This window comes from Variovorax boronicumulans (assembly GCF_009811375.1).
In the GTDB taxonomy this organism is placed as follows: Bacteria; Pseudomonadota; Gammaproteobacteria; order Burkholderiales; family Burkholderiaceae_C; genus Variovorax; species Variovorax boronicumulans.
This window is the reverse complement of sequence record NZ_BKDH01000001.1, coordinates 2,984,692-2,997,069: the sequence shown is the minus strand read 5'-3', so window position 1 is coordinate 2,997,069 and position 12,378 is coordinate 2,984,692. Positions and strand designations below refer to the sequence as shown.

Here is a 12,378-nt window from a genome sequence, read left to right as displayed (position 1 = left end):
TCTGGGGCCTGGTGTTCGTGGCGCCGCGCATGGTCGGCCACTTCGGCATGGTCGACATTACGGCGGCGCGTTTCGCGGTGTTCGGCGCGGTGTCGGCGCTGGCGGTGTTCGCGCGGCCCGCGGCCGTGCGCTGGCCCACGGGCCGGCAGGCGCTGGCGGCGCTCGGCCTGAGCGTGCTGGGCTTCAGCGGCTACTACCTGCTGCTGGCCTTCGGCATCGCGGCGGCGGGCACCGAGGTGCCCAGCCTCATCATCGGCACCATTCCCGTCTGGATGATGCTGCTGGGCCGGCCCGCGGGACTGCACATGCGGGCCTTGCTGCCCGGCCTGCTGCTCACGGGCGCGGGCATCGCGCTGATGATCTGGGGCGCGTGGTCGGCGCAGCACGGCGCGGGCGGTGGTGGCGGCGCGCGCTTCGGCTGGGGCATTGCGCTGGCGCTGTGTTCGATGGTGAGCTGGACGGTCTACGGCCTGCTCAATGCCGCCTGGCTGCAACGGCACCGCGAGGTGCATGCGGCCGACTGGGCCAACTGGCTGGGCATTGCCACCGGCCTCGGGGCCTTGCTGCTGTGGGCGGTGGCGGGCAGCGATGTCGCCACGCTGCAGTCGCAGCCCGACGGCATGCTGTTCATCTGGATCGCGCTGGCGAGCGGCTTCGGCTCGTCGTGGCTCGCGACCATTCTCTGGAACGTCGCAAGCCAGCGCCTCTCGGCCAGCCTGTGCGGCCAGCTCATCGTGAGCGAGACGCTGTTCGCCTTGCTCTATTCCTTCCTCTGGGACGGCCGCTGGCCGCAGGCCACCGAATGGGTGGCGGCGGCGCTGTTCGTCCTGGGCATCCTCGCATCCATCAAGGCCCACCGATGAGAATCGAAATCCCCGAAAAGAAGAAGCTCGTGTACGAGATGTCGATCCCCATCCGCTGGGGCGACATGGACGCCATGGGCCACCTGAACAACGGCACCTACTTCCGCTACCTCGAAACGGCGCGCATCGACTGGATCCGCTCGCTCGGCGTGGAGCCCACGCCGGGCGGCGAAGGCATGGTGATCGTCAACGCCTTCTGCAATTTCTACCGCCAGATCGAGTACCCGGGCAACGTGCGCATCAAGATGTACGTGAGCGACCCGGGGCGCACCACCTTCGAGAGCTGGGCCACCATGGTCCGCGAGGACGCGCCCGACGTGCTCTGCGCGGCCGGCGGCGCCACCACCATCTGGGTCGACTTTCCGAAGCAGAAGGCACTGGCGCTGCCCGACTGGCTGCGCGAGATCGTCAGCGACTGAAAGCGCGCTGACGAAAAATCTCAGGCCGGCCGCAGCACGATGCGCGCCTCGAAACCGCGCGCCATGCCGGGCGGCGGCGAGGCCAGCTCCAGCGTCGCGTTGTGCTTCTCGACGATGGTGCCCACGATCGACATGCCCAGGCCGTAGCCGGCGCGGTCCGAGCCGTGGCGCACATGGCGCTGGTGCAGCGATTGCAGCTGTTCGGGGCTGACACCCGGGCCGGCATCGCGCACCGCGAGCACGCAGGGCGCCGCCACCTCGATCGTCACGCGGCCGTCGCCGCTGTAGCGCAGCGCGTTCTCCACGAGGTTGCGCAGCGCGATCGCCAGCGCGTCGACGTCGCCGAAGGCCACGGGCGCCGCACTGTCGGGCACCTTGAGCTTCAGGCGTTCGTTGATCTGCGGGTCTTGCCAGAACTCCTGCGCCACCGTGCCCGCCAGCTGCACCAGGTCGACCCGCGCCCGCGCGAGCGAGGCGCCCGATTCCGCGCGCGACAGCTGCAGCAGCTTTTCGGCGCGGTGGCTGAGCATCTGCAAAGCCTGCAGCGCGCCTTCGACGTCGGTGCGCTTCAGGTCGTGGTCGAGCGCGGTCTGCAGCCGCAGGCGCGCGGCGGCCAGCGGCGTGCGCAGCTCGTGCGCGGCATTGGCGGCCAGCGCGCGCTCCACGTCGAGCGACTGCGACAGCCGCTGCAGCAGCCGGTTGACATGGTCGCCCACCGCGCGCAGCTCCTGCGGCAGGCCGGGCAAGGTGATGGGGCGCAGGTCGGCGCCGTTGCGCTTCTCGATCTCGGCGGCCAGCTGCTGCAGCACGCGCAGCTCGGTGCGCGCCACCCGGCGCAGCACCAGCGCCAGCAGCGGCAGCACCGCGCCGAGCGGGATGATCAGGCCGAACAGCGTGCGGTTCAGCGCGCGGCGGCGTTCGTCCAGCGGGTCGGCCACCTGGAAGTACAGGCCCAGCGTGGGGTGGCGCACGGTGTAGATGCGCCAGGTCTGGTTGTTGGCGAAGCCGGCGGCCAGCGGCACGTCGAAGGCGTCATCGGGGGCCTCGGCCGAGCGCAGCAGCACGTGCTCGTGCACATCGACCACCTGGTACATCACGGCGTCTTCGGAGAACAGCTGCTTGGGCGCGATCAGCGGCGTGTCCTGCTTGCCGCTTTCATGGCGCAGGCGCAGCTTATCGAGCTCCTGCACCGCCATGTCGAACATGCGGTGCGACACCTCCACCAGCTCGTTGTCGAAGTTGTGGTTGATCTCGCGGTCCACGTACCAGACCACGGCGAGCACGCACAGCAGCCACACGCCGCCGACCCACAGGATCAGCGTGCGCGTGAGGCGCCCGGCCAGCGAATCGCGGCGGTCGCGCAGCAGGGCGCTGGTCATTCCTCGTCGTCCGCCGAGAACGACAGCCGGTAGCCCAGGCCGCGCAGCGTCTGGATGTGGCTGCGTCCGAGCTTGCGCCGCAGCCGGCTGATGAACACCTCGAGCGTGTTGCTGTCGGCCTCGTCGCCGAAGCCGTACAGCGCGTCGGCCAGGTTGTCGCGCGTGTGGATGCGCTCGGGCCGCGTGGCCATCACGCGCAGCAGGGCCCATTCCTTCTGCGTGAGCACGACGGGCACGCCGTCCTTGCGCACGCGGTCGTGGGCCAGGTCGATCTCCAGCGTGCCCAGCTGCAGCACCGGCGAGGTGTTGGCGCTGCGCCGGCGTTCCACGGCGCGCAGCCGCGCGAGCAGCTCGGCCGGGTCGTAGGGCTTGATGAGGTAGTCGTCGGCGCCGGCATCGAGGCCGCGGATGCGGTCGGTGACCTGGTCGCGCGCCGTGAGCACGATGACGATGGGCGGCTCGCGCAGCGCGCGCACCTGCGGCAGCAAAGAGAGGCCGTCGCCGTCGCCCAGGTGCAGGTCGAGCAGCACCGCCGCGTACTGAACCGAAAGGAGGGCGCCGCGCGCCTCGGCCAGGCTGGGGGCCACGTCGACGACGAACGCCTTGGCGACGAGGTAGCTGCAGACCGCGTCTGCCAACGAACTGTCATCTTCGACCAGCAAGATTCGCACGCGGTGGCCCTTACAAAAACTCGAAGTCTAGCGCCGCCCCTCTGGCGATCGCGTCAGGAATCGTTCAGGTCGCTTCAGACTGGGTTCATCCCGCGTGCGTAGGCTCGCGCCAGTCTGTTCCGAGGCCTGTTTTTCTTCATGACCCGTCGTACCCCGCATCTCCGTCTCGGAGCCCTGACCTTGCTTGCCCTGGCCCTGTTGATGATCTGGGACGCCCTTGGCGGCGACCTGCCGCTGGCTCGCCTGGCCGGTACACCGATGGGCTTTCCCTGGCGCGAGAACCCCTTCCTGGTCCACGTGATGCACGAGGGCGCGAGAAACCTCAGCTGGCTGCTGGTGATCGGCCTGTTCGCCGCCATCCGCTGGCCCGTGGGCGTGCTGCGGCGCCTGGACACGGGCGCCCGCGTGCAGCTGGCGCTGACGGTGCTGGCTTCGGTGCTGGCCGTGAGCCTGATCAAACACCTGAGCGACACCAGTTGCCCCTGGGACCTGAAGGAGTTCGGCGGCGTGGCGCGCTACGTGTCGCACTGGGCCTGGGGCCAGGACGACGGCGGGCCGGGCGGCTGCTTCCCGGCCGGCCATGCGTCGGCCGCCTTTGCCTACCTTGGCGGGTACTTCGTGCTGCGGCGCGTGGCGCCGCGCGGGGCCGTCGTGTGGCTGTGCGTGGCGCTGGCCGCCGGCCTCGTGCTCGGCGTGGCGCAGCAGCTGCGCGGCGCGCACTACATGAGCCACACGCTGTGGACCGCCTGGGTCTGCTGGACGGTCGGCTTCCTCATCGAACTGGTGGCGACGCGCCGCCGGACGTCCCCTCCCATCGAGCGCACCGCGCCCCTGCATGCAAGCCCTTGATTTCGCCCTGTTCAGCTGGATCAACGCCTCGGCCTCCGCGCCGGCGTGGAGCCTGCGCTTCGCGATGTTCGCGTCCGACGTGCTGCCGACCCTGCTGGCGCTGTCCATCGCGGCCGCCGCGGCCTTCGATCGCCGCTGGCGCCACGCCTTCTTCACCGCACTGGTCAGCGTGCTCGTCGTGTGGCTGGTGGTGAACGTGTTCCGCTCGGTGCTGCCGTTCCCGCGGCCCGCGTTCTACGGCCTGGGCATCCAGTGGGTGCCGCAGGGTGCGCGCCCGGGCTTCCCCAGCCTGCATGCGGCCGGCACGTTTGCCGCCGCCTTCTCGCTGTGGTGCCTGCCATGGCGCACGCCGATGCGGCTGGCCCTGGTGGCGGCGGTGGTGGTGGCCTGGAGCCGGCTGTACCTGGGCCTGCATTTCCCGACCGACGTGACGGCCGCCGCGATCCTGGCGGCGCTGGTCTCGATCGTGGTGGAGCGTGGCATCAGCCGCCCCGCCGGCCGTGCGGTGTCGCGCAGCCCGCGCCTGCGGCTGCTGCGCCGCGCGCGCATCGGCCGAGCCTGAATGCGCTCTGAATGAACTGTTCAGGCTCTCTTCAGGCACGCTGCCTACATTGGCGGCATGTCTGTTTCGCGTCTCGACTCCGCGCTGCTGGCGCGTGCTCCCAGCCGATCTGAATCCCGTCCCGCGCCGCTGTCGGATGCGGGCGCCGCCGGCACTTTCTGGCAACGCATCGACCGCTGGATCTCGCAGCCCCGCTCGACGCGGCAGGTGATCGTCTGGCTCAGCCTGTACCTCGGCCTCACCGCCAACTGGCCGCTGCTGAACGACCTGGCCCGCCTGGGCGGTGCGCCCAGCACCTACATGCCGACCATCGCCGCGCTGGGCATGCTCACCTTCTGCGGCACCGTCGCGATGCTGTCGCTCACGGCCTGGTCGCGCTGGATGAAGCCGTTGTGGCTGCTCGTGGTCGTGATCGCCGCGGTGGCGCAGCACTACATGCTCCAGTACCGCGTGGTGATGGACCCGAGCATGATCGCCAACGCGTTCCAGACCGACCCCAACGAAGCGCGCGACCTGCTGAGCGGGCGCATGGCCTTCAACGTGCTCGTGGTCGTGCTGCCCGCGGCCTGGGCGATCTGGCGCGTGCGCATCGTGCCGATGGGGCTGCTGTCGCACGTCTGGCGCAACGCGCTGCTGCTGGTGCTGGCCGCCGTCGTGGCGGTGGTCACGGCCGTGGCCATGAACCGGCAACTCGCGCCGTTGATGCGCAACAACGTGCACCTGCGCTACATGATGAACCCGATCGCCAGCCTGTACTCGGCCGGTGCCGTGGTGCTCAAGCCGATGTTCAAGCGCAGCAGCAAGCTGATCCCGATCACCGCAGGCACGGCGCTGGGCGCGAGCTACGCAGCGCAGAAGCGCCCGCCGCTGTTCGTGGTGGTGGTGGGCGAGACCGCGCGGTCCGATCACTTCGGCCTGAACGGCTACGCCCGCGACACCACGCCCGAGCTGGCGAAGCGCAACGTGCTGAGCTACCGCGAGGTGCGCTCGTGCGGCACCAACACGCTGGCCTCGGTGCCCTGCATGTTCTCGCCCCTGGGAAAGAGCGGCTACGAATCGCGCAAGGACGAGTACGAAAACCTCATGGACGTGCTGCAGGCCTCGGGCCTGGCCGTGTTCTGGCTCGACAACCAGGCCGGCTGCAAGGGCGTGTGCGCGCGCATCCCGAACGCCTCGGCCTTCGACGGGCTCGACGCGGCCACCAAGAAGGCCCTGTGCGACGGCGAGGAATGCCTCGACAACGTGATGCTCACGGGCCTCGATGAACGCATCGCCGCGCTGCCCGCCGAGCGCCGCGCCAAGGGCGTCGTGCTCGTGATGCACCAGATGGGCAGTCACGGCCCGGCCTACTACAAGCGCTCGGCGCCCGAACTGAAGCGCTTCACGCCCGAGTGCAAGACCAACGCGCTGGCCGAGTGCGCGCATGCCGAGCTGATGAACGTCTACGACAACTCGATCGCGCAGACCGACCACTTCCTCGGCCAGACCATCGACTGGCTCCAGACCCAATCGAAGCAGTACGACACGGCGCTGCTGTACATGAGCGACCACGGCGAGTCGCTGGGCGAGTACGGCCTGTTCCTGCACGGCGTGCCCTACAGCTTCGCGCCCGATGCGCAAAAGCACGTGCCCATGGTCACCTGGTTCGGCGACGGCATGAGCGAGCGCCGCAAGCTCTCGCGCTCGTGCATGGAGGCGGGCCTGGATGCGCCGCTCACGCATGACAACCTGTATCACACGGTGCTGGGCCTCATGGACGTGACCACGCCCACCTACAAGCCCGCGCTCGATGCGCTGGCCGCCTGCCGCGGCAAGAGCTGAGCTCGCTGCCGCAGCGTCTTACTTCTTCTCGCGCGGCAGCCGGCCCATCAGGAAGAATTCCGGGTTCGGCTGCATGCCGCTGAAGCTGGCCAGGCGGTTGCTCAGGCCGAAGAAGGCGGTGATGGCCGCGATGTCCCAGATGTCCTCGTCGTCGAAGCCGTGCGCGTGCAGCGGCCCGAAGTCGCGGTCGTCGATCTCGTGCGAGCGTTCGCAGACCTTCATCGCGAAGTCGAGCATCGCGCGCTGGCGCTGCGTGATGTCGGCCTTGCGGTAGTTCACCGCCACCTGGTCGGCCACCAGCGGCTTCTTCTCGTAGATGCGCAGCAGCGCGCCGTGCGCCACCACGCAGTACAGGCATTGGTTGACCGCGCTGGTGGCGGTGACGATCATCTCGCGGTCGCCCTTGGTGAGCGAGCCTTCTTCCTTCAACATCAACGCGTCGTGGTACGCGAAGAAGGCCCGCCACTCGGCGGGGCGGCGCGCAAGGCCGAGGAACACGTTGGGCACGAAGCCGGCCTTTTCCTGCACGGCAAGGATCGCGGTGCGGATGTCGTCGGGCAGGTCTTTCAGTTCGGCGAGGGGGTAGCGAGGGGCGTTCATCTGCTTGTCTCCTGGGGGGCGGTCCCGGGATCATAGGCAACGGCGTCCGGGCTTGCAGCCAGCACCGCCAGGTCACTCTCATCCTTGAGCCCCACACCGCTCAACCCTCGGCGCAGCGACTCGCGCACCAGCCACGCGAGCTTGAAGGCGGCCTGCGCGTACGACAGCCCCTCGGGTCGCACGTTCGAGATGCAGTTGCGTTCGGCGTCGTGTCGACCGCGGCGTGGCGAATGGGTCAGGTAGATGCCGAGGCTGTCGGGCGAACTCAGGCCCGGGCGTTCGCCGATCAGCATGACCGACAGCGCCGCGCCCACCGCTTCGCCCAGTTCGTCGGCCAGTGCCACGCGCGCCTGGGTGGCGATGAACACGGGCGACAGGCGCGTGCCGGGCGGCAGCTGCGGGCGCAGCGCCGCAAGCAGCGGCACGGCGTGGCGGGCGACGGCGAGGGAGGAGAGACCGTCGCCGATCACGAGGCAGAGGTCGCAGCCGCCCACGGGTCGATCGTCGCGCAGGCGCGCGGCGTCTTCCGCATCGAGCTGGCGGCCCAGGTCGGGGCGGCGCAGGTAGGTGGTGCGGTCGGGGGCGCGGCTGTGCACGCGGCTCACGTCCCATCGGTCGGCGCGCAATGCGGCGTCGAGCGCGTCGACATCGAGCGCCGCATGGATCGCGTCGCGCGCCATCGCGTGGGCCCAGCCGAAGCGCAGCGTTTCGTCGGTGGGCATGCCGGCACCGGCACGGCCCAGCGCGAGCCGCGCGGGCGTGGCGGCGCGCCATTGCGCCCAGGGGTTCGGGGTGACGGGTGAATCGCTCATGGCGCCAGCGCGGACAGTCCGCCCATGTCGCTCAACAGCCGGTTGGCCGTGGGCGGTGCGAGCCGCCCGGTGGTGTCGGTGATCTGCATGCGCTGCAGCCAGGCCTCGAATTCGGGCGCGCGCTTCAGGCCCAGCGTTTCGCGCAGGAAGAGGGCGTCGTGGAACGAGGTGCTCTGGTAGTTGAGCATCACGTCGTCGGCGCCCGGGATGCCCATGATGAAGTTGATGCCCGCCGTGCCCAGCAGCACGAGCAGCGTGTCCATGTCGTCCTGGTCGGCTTCGGCGTGGTTGGTGTAGCAGATGTCGCAGCCGATCGGCAGGCCCATCAGCTTGCCGCTGAAATGGTCTTCGAGCCCGGCGCGGATGATCTGCTTTCCGTCGTACAGGTACTCGGGGCCGATGAAGCCGACCACGGTGTTGATGAGCAGCGGCTGGTAGCGCCGCGCCAGCGCATAGGCGCGCACCTCGCAGGTCTGCTGGTCGACGCCGAAATGGGCGTTGGCCGAGAGCGCGCTGCCCTGGCCGGTCTCGAAGTACATGAGGTTGTTGCCGACGGTGCCGCGCGCGAGCGATTGCGCCGCGGCGTGGGCCTCGTCGAGCAAAGCGGGCGTCACGCCGAACGAGAGGTTCGCTTTCTCGGTGCCCGCGATCGACTGGAACACGAGGTCCACCGGCGCGCCAGCCTCGGCGAGCTTCAGCGTGTTGGTCACGTGCGTGAGCACGCAGCTTTGCGTGGGGATCTCGAAGCGCTGGATCACCTCGTCGAGCATGTGCAGCAGGCGCCCGAGCACCGGCAGGCTGTCCGAGACGGGGTTGATGCCGATCACCGCGTCGCCCGCGCCGTAGAGCAGGCCGTCGAGCGTGGACGCGGCCACGCCACGCAGGTCGTCGGTGGGGTGGTTGGGCTGCAGGCGCACGGCCAGGTGGCCGGGCAGGCCGATGGTGTCGCGAAAGCGCGTGACCACGTGGCACTTCTTCGCGACCGCGACCAGGTCCTGGTTGCGCATGAGCTTGGACACGGCCGCCACCATCTCGGGCGTGAGGCCCGGCGCCAGCGCGGCGAGTCCGGCGGTGGTGGCCTGCTCGGACAACAGCCAGTTGCGGAAGTCGCCGACCGTGAGGTGCGCGACTGGCGCGAAGGCCTGTGCATCGTGCGTGTCGATGATCAGCCGCGTGATGTTGTCCTGCTCGTAGGGAATCAGCGCCTCGGTGAGGAACTGCTTCAGCGGCGTGTCGGCCAGCACGTGGCGCGCCGCCATGCGCTGCTGGGCGGTCGCCGCGCCGAGGCCCGCGAGGTAGTCGCCCGAGCGCGCGGGGCTGGCGCAGGCGAGCACCTGTCGCAGATCGTCGAAGGCGAAGCCCTGGCCGGCAATGGTGGTGCGGTAGCGCATGTCTGTTTGTCAGGGCGTGGAAGACAGCATCGCGTCCGGCGCGGCGGCATCGCGCTGCGCCGAGGTGAGCAGGAAGTAGCCGTACGCGGCCGCCATCAGAACGAGGAACAGCACCGTGAGCATCGGGTTGAACCAGACCATCGCGCCCAGGCACACCAGCCCGAGCCCGAGCGCGACGGCCGGGAACACGGGGTAGAAGGGCGCGCGGTAGGTGCGCAGCAGGTCAGGCTCGGTGCGCCGCAGCTTGAACAGCGCGGCCATCGAGATCAGGTACATCACGATCGCGCCGAGCACGGCCATGGTGACGATGTTGGCGGTGAGCGTCTGTCCGCCGAACTGCACCCACTCGTCGCTGAAGATGGCGGCGATGCCGACCACGCCACCGGCCAGCAGCGCGCGATGCGGCGTGTCGAAGCGCGGGCTCAGGCCGGCGAAGTAGGCCGGCAGGTAGCCGGCGCGCGCGAGCGCGAAGATCTGGCGCGAGTAGCCCATGAGGATGCCGTGGAACGAGGCGACCAAGCCGAACAGGCCGATCCACACCAGCATGTGCAGCCAGCCGCTGTTGGCGCCCACCACCGCTTTCATGGCCTGCGGCAACGGGTCGTTGATGTTCGCGAGTTGGCGCCAGTCGCCCACGCCGCCCGCGAAGATCATCACGCCGAAGGCCAGCAGCACCAGCGTGACGATGCCGGTGGTGTAGGCCAGCGGAATCGTGCGGTGCGGATCGCGCGCCTCTTCGGCTGCCATGGCCGCGCCCTCGATGGCCAGGAAGAACCAGATCGCGAACGGGATCGACGCGAAGATGCCCGACACCGCCGCGCCGTTCAGCACATTGCCGCCGGCCCATCCGTGGGCCACGAAGTTCGCCATCGACCAGCCCGGCGCGACCACGCCCATGAACACCAGCAGCTCGAAGATCGCGAGCACGGTGACGAACAGCTCGAATGCCGCCGCGATGCCGATGCCGATCCAGTTCAGCCCGATGAAGACCACGTAGGCCCCCACCGCGAACCACTTCGGGTTGATGCCCGGGAACTGCACGTTGAGGTAGGCGCCGATGGCCAGCGCGATGGCCGGCGGCGCGAAGACGAACTCGATCAGCGTCGCGAAGCCCGCCACGAAACCGCCGCGCGGCCCGAAGGCCCGCCGCGCATAGGCGAAGGGGCCGCCCGCGTGCGGGATGGCGGTCGAGAGCTCGGTGAAGCTGAAGATGAAGGTCGTGTACATCGTCGCCACCAGCACCGTGGCGACCAGGAAGCCGAGCGTGCCGGCCGTGTTCCAGCCGTAGCTCCAACCAAAGTACTCACCCGAGATGACGAGGCCGACCGCGATGCCCCACAACTGGACGGGACCGAGGACTTTCTTGAGATGACCGGTGCCGGCGACGGGGGCCGGCGGAGCGTCGTTGGCGCGCATGGGGGCTTCCTCTCTGGGCGGATGGTGACAGTGCACCCCTCCCAAAGCAAGGGCCGTTCCATCGGATACATCGGCGTACAGGCGGCTTCACGGGGGCTGTCCATAATCGGCAGCTTTTCAACCACCGAGGTGTTTCGTGAAGTCATTTTTCTGTGCCGCGCTCGTGTCCGTCCTTGCCATTCCCGCAGCCTTCGCGCAGTCCGCGGCGGTCACCACGCCCAGCGGCCTGATCTACCAGTCGCTCAAGGAAGGCACCGGCGCATCGCCCGCCGCCACCGACGTGGTCAAGGTGCACTACCGCGGCACCTTCCCCGACAGCGGCAAGGAGTTCGACAGCTCGTACAAGCGCGGCGAACCCACCGAGTTCCCGCTCAACGGCGTGATCCCGTGCTGGACCGAAGGCGTGCAGAAGATGAAGCCGGGCGGCAAGGCCAAGCTGACCTGCCCGGCGTCGATTGCTTATGGTGCGCGCGGTGCGGGCAACGGTTTGATTCCGCCGAATGCGACGCTGAATTTCGAAGTCGAGCTGGTGTCGGTCACAAAGCGATAACGGCCGAGGCCGGTCAGGACCGGCTTGGGCAATGGGCGGTGCGTGCAGTCCATCACGCTGCTCGCCACGCAATAGTTGCCCGATTCTTTCCCCCTGTTTTTGCGCACATGGGCCTCCCACAATCCGCGGCCTGACTCCTGATCCACAGGAGCGGCTTCAGGGAGGAACACATGTCCGCATTCCGTGCTGCGCCAACGCGCACGCTCGACATCAACAGCACCGCCATTCCGGTGTTTCTGGGGCGTCCGGCGCTCGAGCCGGTTCGTTTGTATGGGCGCGAAGGCGTCAACAGCCTGTTCGAGTACGAGCTGCTGCTCAAGACGTCCGACGCTCTCAACCTTGGCGCGAGCGAGGCGACGGATCTCGGCCGCGATGCGCAGGGAGTTGTCCAACATGGCTAAGCAGGAAAAGAAAAAGCCAGGATCGGTGGCTGGAACCATCCTGTGGGTGGTTCTTGCGCTCCTCGTCGTGCTTTGCGGGCTCTATTGGGCGTTCGTGTGTTTCGTCATGTGCGGTCGGATAGGTTGAGGGCACCATGAGCGCCAAACAAATCATCGAGGACCACGACAAATGGCGAAAAGGCGCAGGCGGTGCGCCGGCGGGTCTTTCCGGTCAGAGCGACGGCAATGCCTACACCAGCCTGGACCTCAACCTGATCACCTTCTCGTCCAGCGCCTTCAGTGGCAGCAGCTTCACTGCGACCACTTTTCAAGACGCCATCTGGACCGCATGCCAGTTCAGCGGTTGCACCTTCAGCCAGTGCGACATGGCACGGATCGCGATCAGCGGATGCACCTTCGTGGACTGCACTTTCAGTGCGGCGCAGCTCAAGGCCAGCACGCTCAGTGATTGCACCTTCACCCGGTGCAACTGGACTGAACTGAACTTCGATGCGAGCCATTGGTCAGGTCTGAAGTTGCTCGAGTGCAGAGGCACGCAAGTGAGTGCGACCAACCTGCAGGGCGAGCAGGTCGACTTCACGGGCAGTCAGTTCGAAAACATGCAGCTGACCAACGCGCGCATTAACTGAGGCTGCAGGATGCAG

General features: G+C 68.5%; 14 protein-coding genes. 8 read left to right on the top strand and 6 right to left on the bottom strand.

Going from position 1 to position 12,378, the window contains the following annotated elements; genetic code table 11:
* Nucleotides 1-29: 29 nt before the first annotated feature.
* Together VHAB30_RS13730 and VHAB30_RS13725 are read left to right on the top strand one after the other, a co-directional pair.
* Entirely contained in the window at nt 30-863 is an 834-nt protein-coding gene (locus VHAB30_RS13730; RefSeq protein WP_235926640.1) for a DMT family transporter, read from the top strand.
* Nucleotides 860-1,282, top strand: a complete 423-nt coding sequence (locus VHAB30_RS13725) for an acyl-CoA thioesterase (RefSeq protein ID WP_070059373.1) — start codon at nt 860-862, stop codon at nt 1,280-1,282. Before VHAB30_RS13730 ends, VHAB30_RS13725 begins: the two co-directional genes overlap by 4 nt.
* Nucleotides 1,283-1,302: 20 nt before the next feature.
* Here the strand turns inward: VHAB30_RS13725 and VHAB30_RS13720 are convergent, their stop codons facing one another.
* Together VHAB30_RS13720 and VHAB30_RS13715 are read right to left on the bottom strand one after the other, a co-directional pair.
* Nucleotides 1,303-2,661 (bottom strand): sensor histidine kinase, encoded by a 1,359-nt coding sequence (locus tag VHAB30_RS13720; RefSeq protein ID WP_159277389.1) that lies wholly within the window; start codon nt 2,659-2,661, stop codon nt 1,303-1,305.
* Nucleotides 2,658-3,332 (bottom strand): response regulator, encoded by a 675-nt coding sequence (locus VHAB30_RS13715; protein ID WP_062474437.1) that lies wholly within the window; start codon nt 3,330-3,332, stop codon nt 2,658-2,660. The genes VHAB30_RS13720 and VHAB30_RS13715 overlap by 4 nt, the downstream gene beginning before the upstream one ends.
* A 138-nt stretch (nt 3,333-3,470) precedes the next feature.
* On the opposite strand from VHAB30_RS13715, the gene VHAB30_RS13710 reads away from it, so the two are divergent.
* The 3 genes from VHAB30_RS13710 to VHAB30_RS13700 are packed head-to-tail and all read left to right on the top strand — an operon-like array spanning nt 3,471 to nt 6,564.
* Nucleotides 3,471-4,181, top strand: a complete 711-nt coding sequence (locus VHAB30_RS13710) for a phosphatase PAP2 family protein (protein ID WP_159277388.1) — start codon at nt 3,471-3,473, stop codon at nt 4,179-4,181.
* Nucleotides 4,168-4,743, top strand: coding sequence for a phosphatase PAP2 family protein (locus VHAB30_RS13705; RefSeq protein ID WP_070059370.1), 576 nt, complete (start codon nt 4,168-4,170; stop codon nt 4,741-4,743). Before VHAB30_RS13710 ends, VHAB30_RS13705 begins: the two co-directional genes overlap by 14 nt.
* A 57-nt stretch (nt 4,744-4,800) precedes the next feature.
* On the top strand, nt 4,801-6,564 hold the full coding sequence (locus VHAB30_RS13700; protein ID WP_159277387.1) for a phosphoethanolamine transferase: 1,764 nt from the start codon (nt 4,801-4,803) through the stop codon (nt 6,562-6,564).
* An 18-nt stretch (nt 6,565-6,582) separates the two neighbouring features.
* On the opposite strand, the gene VHAB30_RS13695 is transcribed toward VHAB30_RS13700, so the two are convergent.
* The 4 genes from VHAB30_RS13695 to eat are packed head-to-tail and all read right to left on the bottom strand — an operon-like array spanning nt 6,583 to nt 10,783.
* Nucleotides 6,583-7,164, bottom strand: a complete 582-nt coding sequence (locus VHAB30_RS13695; RefSeq protein WP_062474448.1) for a peroxidase-related enzyme — start codon at nt 7,162-7,164, stop codon at nt 6,583-6,585.
* Nucleotides 7,161-7,976: an ethanolamine ammonia-lyase subunit EutC gene (gene eutC, locus VHAB30_RS13690; RefSeq protein ID WP_159277386.1), complete on the bottom strand. Its 816-nt coding sequence runs from the start codon at nt 7,974-7,976 to the stop codon at nt 7,161-7,163. The genes VHAB30_RS13695 and eutC overlap by 4 nt, the downstream gene beginning before the upstream one ends.
* Nucleotides 7,973-9,367 carry an ethanolamine ammonia-lyase subunit EutB gene (locus VHAB30_RS13685; RefSeq protein WP_159277385.1) on the bottom strand — a complete coding sequence of 465 codons (1,395 nt, stop codon included), beginning with the start codon at nt 9,365-9,367 and terminating at the stop codon, nt 7,973-7,975. Before VHAB30_RS13685 ends, eutC begins: the two co-directional genes overlap by 4 nt.
* A 9-nt stretch (nt 9,368-9,376) precedes the next feature.
* Nucleotides 9,377-10,783, bottom strand: coding sequence for an ethanolamine permease (eat, locus tag VHAB30_RS13680; protein ID WP_095947449.1), 1,407 nt, complete (start codon nt 10,781-10,783; stop codon nt 9,377-9,379).
* Between the two features lie 136 nt (nt 10,784-10,919).
* Between eat and VHAB30_RS13675 the strand changes: the two genes are divergently transcribed.
* The 3 genes from VHAB30_RS13675 (at nt 10,920) to VHAB30_RS13665 (ending at nt 12,363) form a co-directional block, all read left to right on the top strand.
* Nucleotides 10,920-11,333, top strand: a complete 414-nt coding sequence (locus VHAB30_RS13675) for an FKBP-type peptidyl-prolyl cis-trans isomerase (RefSeq protein ID WP_062474455.1) — start codon at nt 10,920-10,922, stop codon at nt 11,331-11,333.
* Between the two features lie 170 nt (nt 11,334-11,503).
* Complete coding sequence (locus tag VHAB30_RS13670) at nt 11,504-11,734, top strand: hypothetical protein (RefSeq protein WP_235926638.1); 231 nt, start codon at nt 11,504-11,506, stop codon at nt 11,732-11,734.
* Nucleotides 11,735-11,868: 134 nt separating this feature from the next.
* Nucleotides 11,869-12,363 carry a pentapeptide repeat-containing protein gene (locus VHAB30_RS13665; protein ID WP_159277384.1) on the top strand — a complete coding sequence of 165 codons (495 nt, stop codon included), beginning with the start codon at nt 11,869-11,871 and terminating at the stop codon, nt 12,361-12,363.
* Nucleotides 12,364-12,378 lie beyond the last annotated feature (15 nt).